Here is a 20688-nt window from a genome sequence, read left to right as displayed (position 1 = left end):
TACGGAAACTATTTTCGTGAGTTTAGTTTCCTCAGTATATTTGTAATGCAATTTGAAAATTAAAATGAAAGAGAAAATCATAGCAAAAGCAAGTGAGCTGTTTTTAAAACTTGGATTTAAAAGTGTCACAATGGACGACATAGCAGGAGAAATGTGTATTTCGAAAAAAACGATCTACAAATATTTCTGTAATAAAGAAGTCCTGATTGAGGAAAGTACCTCATTGGTTCATAAACAGGTACATGAAATAATTGACACTATTGTAGCGAAAAATTACAATTCTATTCATGAAAATTTTGAAATCAGAGAAATGTTCAGAGACATGTTTAAAAACAACATCGATACTTCGCCCATTTATCAGCTAAAAAAACATTATCCGGATATTTATCAAAATATATTGTGCCAGGAGATTGATTTGTGCAGCCATTGGTTCAGAAAGAATATTGAAAAAGGAATTAGTGAGGGGCTTTATCGTGAAGACCTGAATGTAGACGTTTATGTGAAATTTTATTATACACTAATTTTTCACATCAACGAGACTACCGTTTCGGAAAGTGAAGCACAAAAAATAGAACTGGAAGCACTGGAATATCACACCAGAGCTATGGCGACAGAAAAAGGAATAGTGGAATTGGAAAAGCAACTTAAGAAAATCAGAGTATAATCATCAATCAATAATAGTATGATTTTTTAAATCATCAACACAAACAAATATCTAACAGCATATGAAACGAATAGTTCTCATTTTTTTGTGTACAATAGGCCTGTCAGCCAGTGCACAAGTCACACGTTTAACCTTAAAAGACGCGCTTACTTATGCGCTTCAAAATAAAGCCGATGCTAAAAAGGCGAAACTTCAGGTTGAAAACAGTGAATACAAAATACAGGAAATACGCTCAAGAGCTTTGCCTCAAATTTCGGCAAATGGAAATTTAACACACAATCCGATCATTCAGACTACTGTAATTGATGGTGCAGGATTTGGTGCACCGGGAACTACGATTCAGGCAGCATTTGGTCAAAAATGGGTTTCGACTGCCGGGGTTTCTTTAACACAGGCCATTTTTGATCAGTCCGTTTTTACCGGATTAAGAGCGGCAAGATCTACCCGTGAGTTCTATCAGATTAACAATCAGTTGACAGAAGAGCAAGTAATTGAAAGAGTTGCCAATAACTACTACTCTGTTTATGTACAAAAAGAAAGACTGACTTTGTTAGACAGTAATTATGTTAACACGACTAAAGTTCGTGATATCGTAAAAGGACAGTTTGACAATGGTCTGGCTAAAAAGATTGATTTAGATCGTATCATCGTGAAAATGTCAAACATTGATACAGAACGTCAACAAATTAAGAATCAGATTACTCTGGAGGAAAATGCTTTGAAGTTTTACATGGGAATGCCAATAGAAACTCAAATTGATATGCCAAAAGAAGAATTTGAAGTGGTACCTGCTACCTTAACGGAACAGCCAAATACGGCAAACAGAACAGAGTACCTGCTTTTGAAAAAACAACAAGAACTTTTAGTATTCAATAAAAAAGCCGTTGAAGCAGGATATTACCCAACGCTTTCTCTGACTGCCGGTTATAACTACATCGGACAGGGGCCTCAAATGCCTTGGTTTGCAAAACCTTCTCAGGGAGTTTATTGGTCTGATTTCTCTGCAATTGCTTTAAACTTACATGTACCAATCTTTACCGGATTCGGAACTCGTGCAAAAGTAAGACAGGCCGATGTTGAGCTAAGATCACTTGAGGAAGATATCAAGGATACCAAACTTTCGCTTGATCTGGACTATAAAAATGCGATGGCACAAATCGATAACAACCTTGTGACGATCACCAATCAAAAAGAAAATATGCGCTTAGCGACAGAAATCTTAAGCAATACAAAAAACAATTACCTTCAGGGATTGGCCTCTTTAACAGACTTGTTAGATGCAGAAAATGCCTCTCTTGAAGCACAAAATAATTATACCAGAGCCATTTTAAATTATAAAATAGCTGAAGTAGCATTAATCAAATCAAAAGGCGAACTTAAAACTCTTATTAAATAACTAGAAGTACAATGAAGAAAACTATTATAACAATCGTAATCATAATCGCATCTCTGGGCGTGATTGGATATATCTTAAATAAAAATAAGAAAGAGAACAAGGAAAAGACAGATATCGTAGCAGAGAAAAATGCTGCAGTTTCCGTAAAAGTATCTCCGGTTAAAACAGAAGAAGTTTCACTTGATTTCGTAGCAAACGGAAACTTTCAACCAACCCAGCAATTGACATTTTCTGCTGAGAAATCAGGTAAAGTAATCAGTGTTCTGGCTAAAGAAGGAGACTATGTAAGAGTTGGTCAAACGTTATTGACGATGAGAGGAGACGTTATCAATGTTGATGCTCAGACTGCAGAAGCGGCTTATCAAAATGCAAAATCAGATTACATGAGATATGAGAATGCTTATAAAACCGGAGGAGTAACTAAGCAGCAAGTAGACCAGGCAAAATTAGCTTTAACCAATGCACAGTCTCATTTGACACAAGCAAAAATCAATGTTGGTGATACCAGAGTAAAAGCTCCAATTAGCGGTTTTATCAATAAAAAATATATCGAGCCGGGATCTATCTTAACCGGAATGCCTGCAACAGCATTGTTTGATATTGTTAACGTTTCTAAATTAAAATTAGTAGTTACCGTAAACGAAAATCAGGTAGCGAGTTTAAAAACAGGAGATCATATTAACGTAACAGCAAGTGTCTATCCGGATAAAAACTTCTCTGGAAAAATTACTTTCATTGCTGCAAAAGCGGATGAATCTTTGAACTTCCCGGTTGAAATCGAAATTACAAATAACGTAAACAACGACCTGAAAGCAGGTATGTACGGAACGGCAAACTTTGCATCGAAACAACAAAAACAAAACCTTATGGTTGTACCTAGAAATGCATTCGTAGGAAGTGTGAGCAGTAACCAAATTTTCGTAGTAGAAAAAGGTATTGCAAAATTAAGAAAAGTAACTGCCGGAAGAATTTTGGGTGATAAAGTAGAAATCATCAACGGATTAACTGATGGAGAAACTGTAATTGTAACGGGTCAAATCAACCTGCAAGACGGTAACACAGTAGAAATTATTAAATAATTATTGGCTTTAAGCCTTAAGCAATACGCTTTAAGCCATTTAACAAGAGCCTAAAGCCTATAGCTTACAGCCTATAGCATAAAGCAAAATATATGAAATTAGCCGAAATATCCATCACACGTCCGTCGTTGGTAATTGTACTCTTTACAATTCTAACATTAGGTGGACTGTTCAGCTACAGCCAGTTAGGTTATGAGCTGATCCCGAAATTTGAACAAAACGTTATTACCATTTCTACCATTTATCCGGGAGCTTCTCCAAGTGAGGTAGAAAACACAGTAACCAAGAAAATTGAAGATGCGATCGCATCTTTAGAGAATGTTAAGAAAATTGATTCGAAATCGTATGAGAGTTTATCTATCGTTTCGATTACTCTAACATCTGAAGCAAAAGTCGATTTCTCTCTGAATGATGCACAGCGAAAAATAAACGCGATTATTAGTGATTTACCGGAAGACGTAAAAACACCGGCACTAACCAAATTCTCGCTAAGTGATTTACCAATCATGACGCTTGGTGCCAACGGAAAAATGGACGAGGCAGAATTTTATGACTTAATTGATAAAAAAATTGCTCCTATCTTATCCCGTGTGCAAGGTGTGGCTCAGGTAAATATTATTGGTGGTTCAGAGCGTGAAATTCAGGTAAACCTTGATGCCTTAAAAATGCAGGGGTACGGATTATCTGTTCCACAGGTACAACAAAACATTTTGACTTCGAATCTGGATTTCCCAACAGGGAATATCCAGACTCGTGATCAGAAAATATTAATTCGTTTAGCAGGTAAATATAAAAGTGTTGAAGAATTAAGAAATCTGGTAGTTTCTTCTCAAAACGGAATCCAGGTTCGTTTGAAAGATATTGCGGATGTTCAGGATACTCAAAAGATCGCTGAAAAAATATCACGTGTAGATCAGAAAAGTGCGATCGTTTTGCAAATTGTAAAGCAATCAGATGCGAATGCGGTTGCGGTAAGTGAGCATTTATTAAAGACAATTGCGACTCTTGAAAAAGATTATAAAGCAAACCAGTTAAAACTGGAAGTAGCAAAGGATAGTACCGTTTTTACTTTAGAGGCGGCAGACTCTGTAGTACACGATTTATTAATTGCGGTAGTTCTGGTAGCTTTCGTAATGTTGTTCTTCCTTCATAGTATCAGAAACTCACTGATTGTAATGGTGTCGATTCCGGCCTCTTTGATTGCTACTTTTATCGGTATTTATTTAATGGGATACACCCTGAACTTAATGAGTTTATTAGGATTATCTCTTGTAGTTGGTATTCTGGTGGATGATGCGATTGTGGTACTGGAGAACATCTACAGACACATGGAAATGGGTAAAAGCCGAATTCGTGCTTCGTATGACGGAACAGCAGAAATTGGTGGAACTGTAACTTCGATTACTTTGGTAATTGTGGTGGTATTCCTTCCAATTGCGATGAGCTCCGGATTAGTTTCTAATATTATTACACAATTTTGTGTGACGGTAATTATTTCAACGATGTTGTCGCTTTTAGCTTCTTTTACCATCATTCCTTGGTTATCTTCTCGTTATGGTAAATTAGAGCATATTGAAGGAAAGAATTTATTTGGAAGAATTATTCTTGGTTTCGAAAGTTATTTAACACGTTTTACGGACTGGGTTTCTCATTTATTAACCTGGTGTCTGGATCATTATATTAAAACATTTGCAGTAGTAATTGTATTGTTCTTTGCTTCAACAATTGGTTTAATGGCAGGAGGTTTCATTGGAGGAGAGTTCTTTGCTTCTTCTGATAGTGGGGAGTTTTTAGTTCAAATCGAAATGCCGAAAGACGCTTCATTAGAGCAAACCAACTTCATGACCCAGAAAGCGGAAGCTTATTTGAAAGCACAAGAATATGTTCACAGTCAGATTACAACAGTAGGACAAACCAGTGAGGGTTTTGGTGCATCACAGGCAACGGCTTACAAAGCGGAGATCGACGTAAAAATGATCGAACAAAAAGATCGTACGGATGATGCTAACGTTTACGCAGCAAAAATCAAACGAAAGTTAGAAAAAGTATTAGTTGGTGCTAAAGTAAAAACCGTTCCGGTAGGTATCTTAGGAACAGCCGAAGATGCTACATTAGGATTGATCGTAACAGGTCCGTCAACAGAAAGTGCTATGGCATTTGCTAAATTGGCAGAAGCAGAATTACGCACGATTCCGGGAACAACAGAGATTAAATTAACGGTTGAGGACGGAAACCCGGAGATCAACGTTAAGGTAGATCGTGATAAAATGGCCGCATTAGGGCTAACACTTCAAACTGTTGGTTTAACCATGCAGACTGCTTTTAGTGGAAATACAGACGGTAAATACAGAGCTGGTGAATACGAATACGATATCAACATCAGATACAATGCATTCGACAGAAAAAGTATTACTGACGTTAGCAACCTGATTTTTATTAATGCAGCAGGTCAACAAATTAAATTGTCTCAATTTGCAGATATTACAGAAGGTTCAGGACCTAGCCAGTTAGAGCGAAGAGATAAATCGGCTTCGGTAACGGTAAAAGGACAAAACGTTGGGGTGCCATCAGGAACAATTGTTCAGCAATGGCAAGTGAAATTAGACAAACTGAAAAAACCAGCCGGTGTAAACTACATCTGGGGTGGTGACCAGGAGAATCAATCAGAAGGATTTGGTACTTTAGGAATCGCTTTATTGGCCGCTATTATCTTGGTTTACCTCGTAATGGTTGGACTTTATGACAGTTTTGTTCACCCGTTCGTAGTATTATTTGCTATCCCGCTTTCGTTTATTGGTGCGATGTTAGCCTTGGCTTTGACCAACAACTCATTGAACATCTTTACGATTCTGGGGATCATCATGTTGATCGGTCTGGTGTGTAAGAATGCGATCATGTTGGTCGATTATACGAACCAGAGAAGAGCGGCAGGGGAATCTATTCGTACCGCATTAATCCAGGCCAACCACGCTCGTTTGCGTCCAATTTTGATGACAACTATTGCGATGGTATTCGGTATGTTCCCAATTGCATTAGCATCTGGAGCAGGAGCTGAGTGGAAAAACGGTTTGGCATGGGTAATTATCGGAGGATTAATTTCGTCTTTATTCCTTACCTTAATTGTGGTTCCGGTTATCTATAATATCATGGAGAAAATTATTCATAAATTCTCTAAAGGAGAAAAAATCAACTACGAAGCTGAAATGTTCGCGGATTATACGCCAACAGAATTAAGCGAAGATGGTTTTAATCCTAAACATACTCATTAAGATTTAAAATCTTAATAAAGAAATTCCAAATTCCAATCCCGACACTTCGGGAGGAACTGGTAAAAATAAAATCCCAAATTCCGAAAGGAGTTTGGGATTTTTTTATGGTTTAAATTTAGATAAGTTGTTGGGTGTGATCCATATAGAATTGGTTTCTATGTGTTAAAAATAAATACTTTTAACAGCTTAAAATTATGCATTTTGTTAAATAAGAACTTTTTTGATGTGTTGGCTTTCTATAGCCGAGTGTATTTTTGTTGAGATCTCGTTATAATCAGGGTTGTAGTTGTCCCATATTTTCCAGACATCGTTCCTTTTTTTGATGAAATAAGTCTGTCTGTTCACCTTATTCAGGACAATCGTAGTAACGTCATTTTCGTTTTTCCACTCCAGATTCCAAAACTCCTTCACCGTAAGAATAGCGATATTTTCTTCGATACTTGAAATCTTAAAATCATAAAGCTCAAAATTAGATCGGTTATCTTCACAGTTTAAATGATATTTTAAAGTCGAATAATTTTCAAAAAGATCCTTAATTCTTTTTGCGAAAGGTCCTTCTTTGAATACAAAATCGCATAATCCATCCATACTAACGACAGGTAATTTTTGTAAAGAATTGAACTCTTCCTGACAATAATCGCTAATCAGTTTTTCAAAAAAGACACCCGATTCCATTTTATTTTCAAACTCTAAAGTTTTTACAGCGTCTGTCGCTTCATCATTCAGAAAATGGTTTAAAGAAGGATAGCCAATAAAGATAGCCAGTTTGTCCAGACTCTTTAAAAACCGCAAATCAGAGTTTTTGGTTTTAGAAGAGTCATTGGTGAAAATCCTTTGCAAGGTCATGCTCGAGATCGAACATCCAAGCTCATTTCTTTTGGAGCCCTGCATAAATTCCGATTTCTCTAAAACATCAGAGATTATTTCCGAAAGGATAATGTAGTGCGCTCTTTTCCAATCTGTAACACCGGAGAGGGTACTGTTTTGTATGATTGGATGTGATTGTATGCCCTTTATTAATTTTTCTATTATGATTTCCATAGGCGAATTTTTTAATAATTGACGTTCGTTTTGACGATAATTAAATACAATTCCTGTTAATTAAATCCTGATTATAGATTTGTGTGTAAGATAAGTTATTGTTGTGATCTTTTTAGTGTTAATGTTCTGCTAAAATTAATAATAAATTCGTTAAATAATTTAACAAATTAAAAATTAACAACAAAACCCAAAAGAATTATGAAAAAACTATTTACCAAATTTTCGATTAAAAAACTGGCACTTGTACTGCTGGCATTGCTTGCCTTGTACTCTTGTGAAAAAGGAAATGACCAGGCTGATGCCGTTGCTCAGGACAAATTAATGGACGGTAATGTCGATCTTTTAGACAAAGGAAGATACGGACTTGCCCAGATGCCGGACGCCTATTTAAAAAGTATTGAATTTTTAACTCCCGTTGATTATCGTGCGAGAATTGCTGAGTTACGACCAGATTTAGTGACAAGCACCCAAAAAATGTCTTTGACTGCTAAAGTTGCGGCCGCAAAAAACTTACCGACTCCACCGGTTGGAGATCAGGGAAGCGAAGGTTCCTGCGTTGGCTGGGGAGTGGGTTATGCAGCACACAGTATCGCCAGATATCTTAATAATTCAGTACATCAAAGCAATTGGAGCGGGGCTTCAAGAAGTGCAGCCTATATTTACAATCAGATAAAACTGGGGAATTGCGGAGCAGGTTCTTACCCGAATGATGCCATGAATTTGATCAAAAATCAGGGAGAATGTTCAGAGGCTCAAATGCCTTACATTGCCGGAGGATGTAATACTCAGCCTTCAGCGCAGCAAAAAACATGGGCTGCCGCCAGAAAAACGGGAGGATGGTTTAATGTGAATCCAAGAAGTACAGCTGATATCAAGTATTATCTGAATCAAAATTATGCCGTTGCAGTGTGTTTTGATGTCAATCAGAGTTTTTATGATATCCGTAATAACAACCATGTTTGGTCCAGTCTTTACGGCAGCAGACAAGGGGGGCACTGTGTTTGTATCGTAGGATATGATGATGCTACAGGACTTTTTAAAGTACAAAATTCCTGGGGATCTGGATGGGGACGCAGCGGTTTCTTTTATGTAACGTACAACAATATTGCTAACGGAGCCTTCAATTGGGCAGGATGTATTATTCCAAATCCAGGAGCGAATTCTTAGTCATACAATTAACTCAATTAAAAAAGGAGACGGTCTAAAATCAGACAGTCTCCTTTTGTTTTATAAAAGTATTAAACTTTTAGGGCTTTATTTCTTCACTATTTTAACAGTTTTGATCTGTCCTTCAGCTTTTACTTTTAGGAAATAAAATCCTGTAGCCACATTGGATAAATCAATTTCAGATTGTGTATGGTTTATTCTCTTCGTTAAAATAGTCTTTCCGGAAACCGAGATTAATTCAATCTCATCAATAGCCGAACTGTTCTGTATCGATAAGTTGTGTTGAACAGGGTTTGGATAAAATCTGAAATCCGGTAGCGCAAAATCAGGTGTTGAAAGCGATCCGTTTACTTTTGCCGTAACCGCAAGACGTTCTGTACTTTCGACTCCGTCTATGGTTTGAGAGGCATAATACGTAACTCCGTCAACTAAAACAGTGGTCAATGGCAAAGGAGTTTCAGAAGTTTTACTCGTTTTACCAGTTGAAAGGCCTTTAGTGCTGTACCATTTTATGTTCTGACCTTCGATAACAAGATCTCCTAGAGTCTGACCTGATTTAAAATCGACAGTTATTGTATTTTTGCCTTCTATTAAAGGCGCAGGAGGATCTATGGTAACATGGATTAATGCAATACATCCCATAACATCTCTTGCAGCTACCTGATATATCCCGTAGTTGAAAACTGTAAAAGTATTGCTTGACTGAAAAGTATTTAAATCTAATGAATATTGATACGGAGCAGTGCCACCGGTTGCTGTAACCGTTATACTTTTATTGTAGACAGTTGCTGAAACCGCTATAGGAATTGGTGCTTGCAACATTAAAGTGGTTGTTACGGTACAATTATTAGTATCTCTTACAGTTATGGTGTAAACACCGGCATTTAAATTCACAAAATTATTACTGGTCTGGTAAGGACTTCCATTTATGGAATAAGTATAGGGAGCTTGCCCTCCTATAGCATTTGCCATGATTGCTCCGTTTGAAACGCAGGATACTGAGGAAGTAACTACAGCAGTAAGATGTACTGGATTTGGAGCTACAACTGTTGTTACAAAAGTATATAGGGCATTATTAGCATCACGCACTTTTATGCTATAGCTGCCCGGAGAAACTGTAAAAGTATTGGAATGGTTATAAGTTACACCATTATCCATTGAATATTGATAAGGGAAGATGCCTCCCGATGCCGTTACGGTTATTGTTCCCATTGGATTATTACAATCTGGCTGAATAACAGTAGCTACAGCTGAAAGTGGACTAGGAGCCAGAATAGTTAGTTGTGTTTGTGTTGAAGAACAGCCTTTAGCATCTTTAACAATCACACTATAGGTTCCGGGAGCCAGATTATTAAAGGTATTTGCGCTTTGCGCCGGAACTATGATTGTATTATTGCTGTTCAAAAGGGTGTAAGTATAAGGAGCTGTTCCTCTGATCGCATTTACGATTAGAGCTCCGTCATTACTGGCTGCGGTTGTTGCATTTGTAATAATTAATGTACTTTCAGGGATAGTACGGGGGGCTATCGTAGCGTTTACTGCTGCGATACAGCCATTACTGTCTTTGGCCTTTAAGGTATATGTTCCGGGAGCTAAAGTGAAGGTATTCGCTGCTGAAAATGTATTAGATTCATTAAAAGAATAGGTGTAAGGCGGTTGTCCTCCGATTGCTGTAATGGTTGCGATATCAAAATCGTTACAATTTTGAGCCTGATTAATGGCTACGGTTGCCACGAAAGAAACCGGTGGTACTATAGTGAATACTGTACTGAAGCTGCATCCGTTTGCATCTCTGACTTCCAGAATATAATTTCCGGGATTTATACCCGTATAGAAAGAACTAGATTGAAAAGGAAGACCGTTTAGGGAATACTGATACGGAACTGTACCGCCAACGCCATTAATGATTACATCACTTACAGGAGAAGAGCAATTTGTAATGGGGGTATGAGTGACTGTCGCTGTTAAAAGAACAGGCTGTTCCAGCGTTATAGCATTTACAAGTGCAGTACAATTTAAAGCATCTTTTACCAGAACAGAGTAAGTCCCTGCAATTAAATTAGTAAAAACAGGATTGGAAGTATAGGTAACTCCATTGTCTATCGAATATTGATAAGATCCGTTGCCTCCTGAAGCGACAACGTTTATAGTACCATTACTAATACAATCTATTGTTTTGGTAATAGTTGCTACGGCAGTTAAAGGGTTTGCAGGACTTATAACAGCAGTTATGGCAGCTGTAGCAGCTTGTGAATCTTTAACTTTTATTAGATAACTTCCTGCAATAAGATTATTAAAAACATTTGAGGAAGTATAATTATTTCCGTTGTCTATCGAATATTCATAAGGTGGCGTTCCGCCGGTTGCAGTAACAATAATTGTTCCGTTAGAATTATTACAGTCCATAGGAGTTATTTCAGCTGAAGCGGAAAGAACAGGAGCCGGAGAAATTTCTAAATAATCTGATTGAAAATAACATCCGTTTGCATCTATAGTTCGAACCGTATAAATTCCTGCAGGAAGATTATTAAAAGTATTAGAGTTCTGAAGATCTGCCACAACTACATGATTACTTTCTAAAGAGTACCTGTAAGGCGGTGTTCCACCTGTTGCGAATGCAGTAATCGAGTTACCATTAACAGCAAGTGTTGCTTGTATTAAAGTAGGTTCTGATAATGTGACAGATACAGTAGCCTGACAGCCATTTTTATCTAAAACACGTAGGGTGTGAGTTCCCGGACTAACATTCCTAAAAGTATCATCAGTTTGTAATGGATCATTATCAAGGGCGTAGGTATAGGGTGCCTGTCCCTGAGTTACATTTACTTTTACTACACCTTCACTGGAACCATTACAACTTATTGCTGAGATAATCTGTGCTGAAGCCAATACTGGTTTTGCGCTTGAAATTGTAATCGAAGCAGTAGTTCGAAAATTATTTGAATCCCGTACTGTTACCAGATAACTCCCGGCATTTAAATTAGAAAAGACATTTGAATTTACAAAATTCTCCGGATTCGACATAGAATATTGATAAGGAGCGGAGCCTCCGGTTGACGTTACCGTTATTGTACTTTTTAAATCCGTACAGGTGATTGGAGTTGAAGTAGCTACTGCAGTAAATGGAGCCGATTCAGAAATAATGATATTAGAGAACAGCACCTGACCGCCTTGTGCGTCTGATACTATTATGTCGTAAGAACCATTGATCAGGTTTGTAAATACATTGGACTGAGTTGTCGTTAATGGAGATCCGGTCGACTTTTGAAGTCTATAACTATAAGGTGTGATACCCCCATTGGTAGTAATCGTAACGGTACCTTTGTCGACTACATAAGACGAAACAAGCGGGGTAGGCTCTACTACTGTTATAGGAATACTTACCGTACATTTATTAGGGTCTTTTATAGAAATAGTGTGATTACCATAAGTTACCATTCCAAAAATTCTCGAATCCTGATAACTACCTCCATCAAGGGCGTATTGATATTTTCCATAACCACCACTTGCATTAACGGTTACAGTTCTGTAATAATAGGTAATTTCGGCAGTTATCGGAGTAGGATCTTCTAATACTACTGTTGTCGAAACAATACAACCGTTTGAATCTTTTGCAGATAAAACATAATTCCCTGCTGTTAAATTTTCAAAAAGGTTATTAGAAGTATAAACCCCTCCATTTATTGAAAAAAGAATAGGAGATTTTCCGTTATTGGTCCCTACTAATATAGAACCATTAAAATCTCCATGACAAAGTATTCTTTTATATATTGTTGCTGTTATTAAAGGTATTTTTATCGGATCGATAGTAGCAGTTGCAGTAGCTGTCACGTTTTGTGCATCAAGAACTTTTACATTGTAAGTTCCGGCACTTAAATTAGAAAATACATTAGAACTGCTATACGTATTTCCGTTGTCTATTGAGTATTGATAAGGTAAAGTTCCACCATTTGGAGTAATCGTAATCGTTCCGGTAGTAATGATACACGTAATAGGAGTTACTGCTGCTGTCGTCGTAAGCGGTGTTGGTTCATTAAGAATATTAATTCCTTTTTGTGAAAAAGTACATCCCCGACTGTCTGTTACAATAGCTTCATACGATCCGGCCGCTAAACCTGTAAATGGATTAGTTGTTTTAGAAGGAATCAGGGTTCCGTTGCTGTCTTTAAGGGAATAGTTATATGGGGTAGCTCCACCAGAAACCATCAGTTCTATTTTTCCCGCATTCGTAGCATTACTGTCATTTGTTATAATTGGACTTATAGTTACAGCAGTATTAATAAGAGGCATATTTAAACTAAAAGAGATAGTACATCCGGTTGCATCCTGTATTTTTACCGTATAGTCTCCAACGCTTAAATTTTTGAAAACATCCACTGTGGTAAACTCATTTCCAATAGAATATAGATAAGGAGCTTTTCCTCCTGTCCCGGTAACTTGAAAAGTACCGTCGTTTCCTCCCTGACAGGTAATGCCTGTCCTGTTGTTAACCATCCATGACAATGGTTTTAAAGATTCTACCACTATTGTTTTCGAAGCGACACAGCCATTACCATCCCGAACATACACGGTTTGATTTCCGGGACTTGGATTGATAACAGTATTATTTTGTGTATACGTAACTCCAAAATGTGAATATTCATAATTAGAATTACCCCCACTTCCTGAAATGACTATTCTTGGAATACAATTTACATATTCAACTTTTGCGTCAGCTGTCAAAGTGGTAGGTTCAACTATTTGAAAAGCCTGAATCATTGAACAGTTCAGAGCGTCTTTTACGCTAATAGTATGAGTACCAGGAGACAAATTAGTAAAAGTTCCTATCGGATTACCGTAATTAATAGTAAAAGGACCTCCATCCAGACTGTAAGCATAAGGAGCTTTACCTCCTGATGGGGCTATTGTTACAACAGCATCATTTTGTCCTTTACAGCGAATTGGAGTTATGAGAGGGAAAAATTGAATCTGTTCGTATATTTTTAGATTAAAAAAGTTGGTCGTTATAGTACCTAGATGATCTATTCTGGCATAAATAGTTTTAGAACTTTGTGTACTACTATAATTGGAAGGATTTGCAATTGCATTTAAATTATTGTCTGCATCTGCAAGGCTTAAATGATAACTAACCGTTGTTTCGGCAGGGTTTAAATTACCAATTAAAAGTGCTTTTTGAGTAGTTAAATTAAAAGAGGTATCCCCGTAACAATGCTCAATGTCACTGACCTGAGCATAAAAATAATTAGAAAACAGTAAAATAAAAAAAAGTAGAGTTTTTTTCATACGTATCGGTTTGTTAAAATAGGCAAACAAATATATACAAAAAAACGGACTAAAAATTTCAGTATTTAAATTTGTAATCGATTATTTTAAATACAAATAATGGTTGTAATAATCGATAATTGCTTTGCCTTCAAGCAGAATATCTGCACCAATAATACCATGAACAGGTTTTGCTTTGTAAGACTCCAGAGCCTCATTGACATGGGAGAGATCAAAAATAACCAGACTAAAATCGTGGTTTTTCCAACTTCCAAGCTGTAGGCGATTGTGCTTTGAAATTTGGGTTAACATACCCGTTCCTCCGGCACCCGAAGCTTTGGTTTTAGACTTTTTTGCAGTCAGTTCAAAATGTTCAATACTTTCAAATCCTACACAGGAATTAGAGGCACCGGTATCTAAAATAAAATTTCCCGAAACATTGTTGATTTTTGCCTTAATCAATAAATGCTGCGTTTTGGTAACCTTGAATTTTATTTTTCTGTATTTCTCTTTTTTGAGAACCTCGTGAAGATTTTCCATTTTCGATTATGATTGAAAACCAAAAATAAACCAATTACCCCCAATAAACTAATGATAAAAAAAATATAATTTGTCGATTGTTTCTCTGTTTGGATAGCACCATAGTATACAAAAGAACTCCAGTAATACGGAGATTTTTTAGTATTCGAAATGGACTTGTCCTGTAAAAAAGCACGTTTTGCATTTGTATTGGCCTCCGCATAGGATTGCCCTTTTTTGATGTTTTCATAAAAATCGGTCATAAAAACAGAGGTCGTATAATCATTGACTTTCCATAACGAAAACAATAAATTCTGAGCTCCTGCAAATTGAAATCCTCTGGCCACACTCATGGCACCTTCGCCTTTGTACAATTTACCGATTCCGGTTTCGCAGGCACTCAAAACTACTAAATCAGGATTGACATTCAGATTGTATAATTCAGAATATAAAATTTCCTGATCGTAAAATTTAATGCTTGCAGGAGTTTCAATATCACCCGAAGAAGCGTGAGTGCTCAAGTGTAAAATCGAATAATGGTTCGCATCATTCTTAAAATTAGAAAATGTTGCTTCTGAATTTTCCAGATATTTCCCCTTAAAATTACTTCTGATAGCCTCTAGTTCCTTTTTAGAATAACGCAATTCAAAAGAAGTATTTTCAAAAACCGGAAAAACACCCAAAATAGTATTTTCTGAATTTGAAACCGGGTTAGGGTTGAGATACAAGTTTGCTGAAGTAGCATAAGCAATCCTGAAATCATTCAGTAAATAATGCATCTTGGCAAAATTGGTGGTTTTTGAGTCCTTTGTAATCAAAGCCTCAAAAGGCAAGAAGTTTAAAATGCCATCGGGAACAATGATGAGGTTTTGGTAAATAGTATTTCGTGGCATTTGCAATAAATCGTATATTTTTTTGCCATAGTAGTTGTATCCCGAAATATCGTTTGTAATAGTGGCTGAGGTATTAAAATAGTTTATAAATGTTATAATACTCAGCATGGCTGTAGGTGCCGTATCGAGGCGATGGAGACTGATTCGGTTGTTCTGTAAGGTGAAATAATACAAATTTTCAGCTCCCATAAAGTAGTACACCATAATCGCTTTGTCTTTTTCCAATTTCGAAAACAAGGTCTTTAGGTCACTGATTTCAGGAAGTAAATCCGGGTTTTTAGATCGAATTTGCTTTAGGGAGAGGATAACTTCGTTCTGTTTTTTGATTGCTTGGTTGATGTTTGCAATATTAGCCAGACTGCCCTTTTGCTGTTCTTTTACAATAACATTGTTTAAATTTTGAAGCTGCACTAAAAGTGATTTCTCTTCTGTAGTTGCCTTTTTGATATTCGATTGATAACTTTTTAAAACCCCTGATTTTGTTTTTTCGGCCAATTGAAAAGCGCTCTCCAGATATTCTGTTTTGTTTTCCTTTTGAAACAAACGATCATAAATCAAAAGACATTTTTCGGTACGATTTCGGGAACGAATCTGACTGATTATCCTGGAGTTTTCGTAAAGAGTAATGTTCATCAATACTTCTTCGATATGAAGCGAAAGTTCGTAAGATTCCAATGCTTTTTTAAGCTGATTTTGACTCAGGAAAAGCTGAGCCTGTAAATCAAGTGCATCAATTAAAACCGTTTCGGCATACAATTGATTTTGATTTGGAAGAACATTCTGAGGCGCATAATTTGCGATTAAAAGTTTAAAAACGGCTTTAAGCTGTTCGGTGCTTTCAGCATATTTTCCTTCATCAAAAAGTAATGAGGCTTTTTCATAGTACAGCTTTCCTATTTTTCGGGCTTGTATATGAGGTGTTTCCAGTAGAAGTTTTTCTGCTTTCGTTAAATAAGAATTGGATGCTTCAAATTGATGTTTTTGCCGATTTAGCATCGCCAGATTCCGGTAAGAATTAGACAGAGTCTCAGATTGGTTTTTCTCGTTTTTCAGATAATTTACAGACGACTTAAAAGTGTTTTCAATTTTTTGATACGTCTCAGGACGCATTAAATTTCCAGTGGAACTCAGCAGGTAATTGTTGCCAAGATTATTTAGTGCGATTCCTTTCTGAGCATTAGACAGTTTCTCCGTTTTCAGGATTTGTTCCAATAAATCAGTGGCCAGATTGAATTTACCTGAGCTTTGATAGACATTGGATAAATTCAGGATTGCAGCAAATTTTTGCTTTTGGGCATCCGGATAATTTGGAGCAGTGTTAACAATAAAGAAATACTGCTTTATGGTATTTTCCGCACTGTCGTAGTCGCCCAAAACGGTATATAAATTGCCTAAGGGTTTCAGGCAGTATTCGATAATATCGTAATCTGAAAGTTTGTTTTTTTGATAAATTTGCCAGGCTTTTTCATAACTCGCAATGGCCTTTTCGGCTTTCCCAAATTGATTTTCATAATACGCTTTATTGCAGTTTAAAACTACAATCGCCAGTAATTCTCCTTTGGTTTTTGGCTTCGGATTTTTCCAGAAAACAGCTTCTGTATTAGTGAGATCTTGTAGCGCTTTGGGGGAAGGGTGAGCAATAAAAGAGTCAATTGCGGTATATATTTGATCTTCCTGATTCTGTCCTAAAACATTCAGATTGAAAAAAAGGAAGATTGAAACATATAAGCGATATAAGTTCATATAATAGATGTAATACTACGAGTGTCCGTCTGAGCGAAGTCGAAGACCTTTATTGTCAGGAAGCCTTCGACTTCGCTCAGGGTGACATTCAGTGACGAACAAAAAACATTTAAAACCTCCAAATTCCATAAAACTGAAAATAGTTGAAATTCTGCTCAAAATTAATGACATAGCGCGCTCCAAAACTGGGTCCGATTCTGGCAAATCCGGCTGTTAAATCCAACAAAACTCCCGTTTTTAAATTCCCAAAACCGTTTTTTACCGAATTGGACTGCGTTCGGGTACTGATTAAAAACTGATCTGTTCCACCTTCAAAGTTTTCAATTTTTTGGATTTGATTTTGTTCTGATGAGATATCAAAATTGGCCTGAATTCCAGCTCCGACTCCTATATAATTGTTCAGGTTATAGCGAATCAGGACCGGGATTTCCCAGTTTACATTTTTGTTTTCGGTTGTTGTGGTGGTACGTTGCAATTGCTTTACGCCATTGGCACCTGCCACAGTCTGATCGATCACTGTTAGGCCGCTTTCGTATTTGTTCAGGGCATTAATCCATTCTGCCTGCCAGTAAAAACGATACGATTTAAAAGGCGAAATAGTGGCACCCACAAAATAACTCGTTGATTTTTCCAGATCAGGATACAAATTATAACCGGCTTTTGCTCCAATTGAAATTCCGGGAAGGAATCGGGTTGTGGCGTAGTTGGTAATGATGGGTTCGTTTTTATCAAAAATAATAGCAGTTCGGCTTCGGGTTTTTACTTTGTGAAAATCCTCACCAAACTTCATCGAATACTTGACAAAACCCTTTGTACTGTCTTTTTCGTGTACATTTTTCTGTTCGCTTCCGGGTAAGTAAATGTTTTTGAAGGTAAAAAAGATTTGATTCTTTTTGATAATGGTATCCAGACAGCTTGTCGTTGGAACTTCATTTTTTGGACAGATGGGACATTTGGGGTACATATCTTCAATCTGGAAGGTTTTTTTGTCGAACATATCCGGAATATCAGTTTCAAGTCTAATCATTCGGGCAGGGCCTTCACCGTTGTTTTGAAAACGTGTTTTAAAATTTACTCTTTTAAAACGAACCAGTCTGTAATTCATAAAACGCCCGTTGGATCCCATTTTGTTAGGATCGTGAGACGTTACGATTTCCATTTCCAGATTCTTGATTTTATGGTTTTTATAACTTCGGTTCGGAACAAAAATACCGCGCATGGTAACCGTTGCACTAGTATCTTTGATCATTTCAGGAGTCGTTTTAAAAGTATAAAAAACATTTCGGGTTTCATTAGGATTGGCATCGTCAAACTCTAAAACTGAAACATTATGATAGGTTTTATGGGCGTCGAGTAAGGAAGCATCCAGGTCTTCTTCGCTGGTTGTATTCCTGTATTTTTTGGCTTTAAAAGTGTTTTCAGCCGAAGCAACATAGTTTTTAGAATCGTCCAGATCGTCTACAGAAGCAACGGTTTTTTCCTTTACTTCACGCTCGCTGGCGTAGGTTCTGTAATCAACCAGTTCGAAATTATTATTCTTAAATTGCTTCTCGTTATAAAATAAATACAGTTTTCCGCTGGAGACATAATTCTCCATATTCTGATAACTCACTACGACTACCATTTCCTGTTCCGGAATCGGGTCACAGTTTTTTAAAATCGCAAATCCGTTTTGATCGGCTATAGAAGCAATGTCTTTATAATTGGTATCCGTAAGGTCATTTACGGCTACTTTTTTTGGGCGTGTTGCCGGAGGTTTTCCATTGTCGTAATTGTTGGTTACGGCAAGTCTGGTAGTGTAGGTTCCTTTGTTTTTGTAGACATGTTTTGGTTCGGCTTCCTTGCTGTAATGTCCGTCACCGAGTTCCCACAAATAAGAATAACTGGGTTTTGGAGCACCGGCAATGGGAATTAAAGGAGGCGTTTCGGGTTTATAAGTAACCGCATTTCCGTTCTGAATGAAAACAATATTGGCCCTTCGGGTTATGGTGTCTTTTACCTTCGTTTGTCCCATTGCAAGAATAGAAAATAGCATCAATAAAATAGACGATAGTGGTTTCATAACTAGAGGTTTTTAGCCCTGATGGGAGCGGCATCCTTTTGTCACGGGGTTCGGGACAAAAGATACAGCGGACAGCAGGATTAGCTTCTGAAAAGCATCAGAATTGATTTGAAAACTGGATTAAATGTAAAAAAAAGTGATGAGCAAATCATCACTTTTTCTTAAAAAGTATTTTGTAACTTACTGAATAGCATTGATTGCGGCTACTAATTGTGCTTCAGTTCCCACTGTTGTTTCCCCCAGTGTAAAGGTGTACACATCGTTTGCAGCAACAGTTACCGCTTTAATTGCATATCGCCATTGGCCATTGTCTTCGGTTACAAAAATCACATGACATTTTAAGCCAATTGGAATTTGTCCGTAGTGCTCGCTAAACAATCCGGCAGGAGTATAAGTATCTAATTTTGCAAGCGCATTAGTGCCTTCACCATCATAAGACAAATAAACTGCGCTATTATTATTGTCGTAACCGTCAGGAGCATCAACCAAAAGAGTAGTTTTCGGTCTTGGGTCACTGTAAAAACGGTCAACGTTTGTCCATCCGAAATTACCAAAAGTCACAAAGTAATTGGTTCCTTCGCCCTGAACGCCGCCTTTACCACCGGTTCCGTCAGCATTTGGTTTAGGCTGTTCCCATGCCAGTTCCCCTTTCTCATCAATCTTACCGACCCATAAAGTCATGGCATTGTCGACACCATCTGTTAAAGCCGCAGGTACAATTAAATTCATTGAACAGGAACTTTTAAGTTCAACACCGCCCTGAGTAGCTCTGATGAAAAATTCTCCACCGGAAATCAATAAGTTTTTCTTTCCGTCAGGCATAACCCCCATAGTAGGTTTGTTGGTAACCAACATGTTCCCTTTGTCAAAAAGTTCGATGTACTCAATTGCAACTGCCCCCGTTACCGCAACTCCATTTTTGGTAAGACAATCCCCGTTGATACTTAATTTTACTCCTTTAGCCGAAGTTAAAGTTACCACACCTGTTCCGGCGGTGATGGTAAAGTTCTGTGTGTTTTTCTTCACCCCTTGTTCACTTATGCTTTTGAAAGCAGAAGCCGAGGGTGGCAAAATAAGAGCATCATCGCTGTCGCTATTGTCGCAGCTTACAAAACTCATTGCCAGTAAAAATAAAAGTCCGATTTTTTTAAAATGTGTGTTCATGATTTCTAGTTTTTTATAAATCTGTCCTGATGATCAGGTGGTTTTCAGATTTCGGTTGTTAATTATATTGCTATATCAATTTGGGTTTGATATTGTTACCCCTGTTTTTGTTTTTTCTGAGTTTATTCTGAAAGACACCTGTCTTCAAATAAATTGCCGTCTTCATCTACAGCAACAAGAATGCTTGTCTTTCGTGAAAGCGTTATTGAAAAATAGATCCATACTGTAATCCAGAGTCCGAATGTGATACAGGTCAGAAAGAGGTGCAACGGATGATTGATTGCTTTTGGTTTTTTGGATAAAACCACATACGGGAGCTTTTCATTATGCTCCACAACCACAAATCCATTTCGTGTTTTGGCAGAAATCATCTGATGAAATTGATCCAAACTCTTTTGGTTTACAAATTGATAGGTTTCCATTTTTCTG

12 protein-coding genes are annotated in these 20688 nt (G+C 37.2%); 5 read left to right on the top strand and 7 right to left on the bottom strand.

Going from position 1 to position 20688, the window contains the following annotated elements:
- Positions 1 to 64 precede the first annotated feature (64 nt).
- From BHE19_RS04220 to BHE19_RS04205, 4 genes are all read left to right on the top strand, one after another.
- On the top strand, positions 65 to 664 hold the full coding sequence (locus tag BHE19_RS04220; protein WP_017494630.1) for a TetR/AcrR family transcriptional regulator: 600 nt from the start codon (positions 65 to 67) through the stop codon (positions 662 to 664).
- A 61-nt stretch (positions 665 to 725) separates the two neighbouring features.
- Positions 726 to 2060 (top strand): TolC family protein, encoded by a 1335-nt coding sequence (locus BHE19_RS04215; protein WP_070906098.1) that lies wholly within the window; start codon positions 726 to 728, stop codon positions 2058 to 2060.
- A gap of 11 nt (positions 2061 to 2071) precedes the next feature.
- Positions 2072 to 3139, top strand: a complete 1068-nt coding sequence (locus BHE19_RS04210; RefSeq protein ID WP_017494632.1) for an efflux RND transporter periplasmic adaptor subunit — start codon at positions 2072 to 2074, stop codon at positions 3137 to 3139.
- Between the two features lie 92 nt (positions 3140 to 3231).
- A complete protein-coding gene (locus BHE19_RS04205) occupies positions 3232 to 6408 on the top strand; it encodes an efflux RND transporter permease subunit (protein ID WP_017494633.1) in 3177 nt (1058 codons plus the stop codon).
- 204 nt (positions 6409 to 6612) lie between these two features.
- On the opposite strand, the gene BHE19_RS04200 is transcribed toward BHE19_RS04205, so the two are convergent.
- Positions 6613 to 7449 carry a hypothetical protein gene (locus tag BHE19_RS04200; protein WP_070906097.1) on the bottom strand — a complete coding sequence of 279 codons (837 nt, stop codon included), beginning with the start codon at positions 7447 to 7449 and terminating at the stop codon, positions 6613 to 6615.
- Between the two features lie 198 nt (positions 7450 to 7647).
- Between BHE19_RS04200 and BHE19_RS04195 the strand changes: the two genes are divergently transcribed.
- Positions 7648 to 8616, top strand: coding sequence for a C1 family peptidase (locus BHE19_RS04195; RefSeq protein WP_070906096.1), 969 nt, complete (start codon positions 7648 to 7650; stop codon positions 8614 to 8616).
- 87 nt (positions 8617 to 8703) lie between these two features.
- Here BHE19_RS04195 and BHE19_RS04190 read toward each other — a convergent pair whose 3' ends face one another.
- From BHE19_RS04190 to BHE19_RS04165, 6 genes are all read right to left on the bottom strand, one after another.
- A complete protein-coding gene (locus tag BHE19_RS04190) occupies positions 8704 to 13899 on the bottom strand; it encodes a T9SS type A sorting domain-containing protein (RefSeq protein WP_070906095.1) in 5196 nt (1731 codons plus the stop codon).
- Positions 13900 to 13980: 81 nt separating this feature from the next.
- Positions 13981 to 14418, bottom strand: coding sequence for a retropepsin-like aspartic protease (locus tag BHE19_RS04185; RefSeq protein WP_070906094.1), 438 nt, complete (start codon positions 14416 to 14418; stop codon positions 13981 to 13983).
- The gene (locus BHE19_RS04180; protein WP_070906093.1) at positions 14370 to 17033 is read right to left on the bottom strand and encodes a CHAT domain-containing protein; all 2664 of its coding nucleotides are present in this window, start codon (positions 17031 to 17033) and stop codon (positions 14370 to 14372) included. The genes BHE19_RS04185 and BHE19_RS04180 overlap by 49 nt, the downstream gene beginning before the upstream one ends.
- Positions 17034 to 17142: 109 nt before the next feature.
- A complete protein-coding gene (locus tag BHE19_RS04175; RefSeq protein WP_070906092.1) occupies positions 17143 to 19095 on the bottom strand; it encodes a PKD domain-containing protein in 1953 nt (650 codons plus the stop codon).
- 180 nt (positions 19096 to 19275) lie between these two features.
- Complete coding sequence (locus BHE19_RS04170) at positions 19276 to 20259, bottom strand: hypothetical protein (protein WP_070906091.1); 984 nt, start codon at positions 20257 to 20259, stop codon at positions 19276 to 19278.
- Positions 20260 to 20381: 122 nt separating this feature from the next.
- Positions 20382 to 20681 (bottom strand): hypothetical protein, encoded by a 300-nt coding sequence (locus BHE19_RS04165; RefSeq protein ID WP_070906090.1) that lies wholly within the window; start codon positions 20679 to 20681, stop codon positions 20382 to 20384.
- Positions 20682 to 20688: the final 7 nt, after the last annotated feature.

It is taken from the genome of Flavobacterium tructae (assembly GCF_001853485.1).
GTDB classification, from domain to species: Bacteria; Bacteroidota; Bacteroidia; order Flavobacteriales; family Flavobacteriaceae; genus Flavobacterium; species Flavobacterium tructae.
The sequence above is the reverse complement of the archived record's forward strand: the minus strand, read 5'-3'. Positions and strand labels throughout refer to the sequence as shown.

What these genes read in the sequence shown, in the direction of transcription:
- BHE19_RS04220 (WP_017494630.1), top strand. Translation starts at nt 65, where the DNA reads ATGAAAGAGAAAATCATAGCAAAAGCAAGTGAGCTGTTTTTAAAACTT.
- BHE19_RS04215 (WP_070906098.1), top strand. Translation starts at nt 726, where the DNA reads ATGAAACGAATAGTTCTCATTTTTTTGTGTACAATAGGCCTGTCAGCC.
- BHE19_RS04210 (WP_017494632.1), top strand. Translation starts at nt 2,072, where the DNA reads ATGAAGAAAACTATTATAACAATCGTAATCATAATCGCATCTCTGGGC.
- BHE19_RS04205 (WP_017494633.1), top strand. Translation starts at nt 3,232, where the DNA reads ATGAAATTAGCCGAAATATCCATCACACGTCCGTCGTTGGTAATTGTA.
- BHE19_RS04200 (WP_070906097.1), bottom strand. Translation starts at nt 7,449, where the DNA reads ATGGAAATCATAATAGAAAAATTAATAAAGGGCATACAATCACATCCA.
- BHE19_RS04195 (WP_070906096.1), top strand. Translation starts at nt 7,648, where the DNA reads ATGAAAAAACTATTTACCAAATTTTCGATTAAAAAACTGGCACTTGTA.
- BHE19_RS04190 (WP_070906095.1), bottom strand. Translation starts at nt 13,899, where the DNA reads ATGAAAAAAACTCTACTTTTTTTTATTTTACTGTTTTCTAATTATTTT.
- BHE19_RS04185 (WP_070906094.1), bottom strand. Translation starts at nt 14,418, where the DNA reads ATGGAAAATCTTCACGAGGTTCTCAAAAAAGAGAAATACAGAAAAATA.
- BHE19_RS04180 (WP_070906093.1), bottom strand. Translation starts at nt 17,033, where the DNA reads ATGAACTTATATCGCTTATATGTTTCAATCTTCCTTTTTTTCAATCTG.
- BHE19_RS04175 (WP_070906092.1), bottom strand. Translation starts at nt 19,095, where the DNA reads ATGAAACCACTATCGTCTATTTTATTGATGCTATTTTCTATTCTTGCA.
- BHE19_RS04170 (WP_070906091.1), bottom strand. Translation starts at nt 20,259, where the DNA reads ATGAACACACATTTTAAAAAAATCGGACTTTTATTTTTACTGGCAATG.
- BHE19_RS04165 (WP_070906090.1), bottom strand. Translation starts at nt 20,681, where the DNA reads ATGGAAACCTATCAATTTGTAAACCAAAAGAGTTTGGATCAATTTCAT.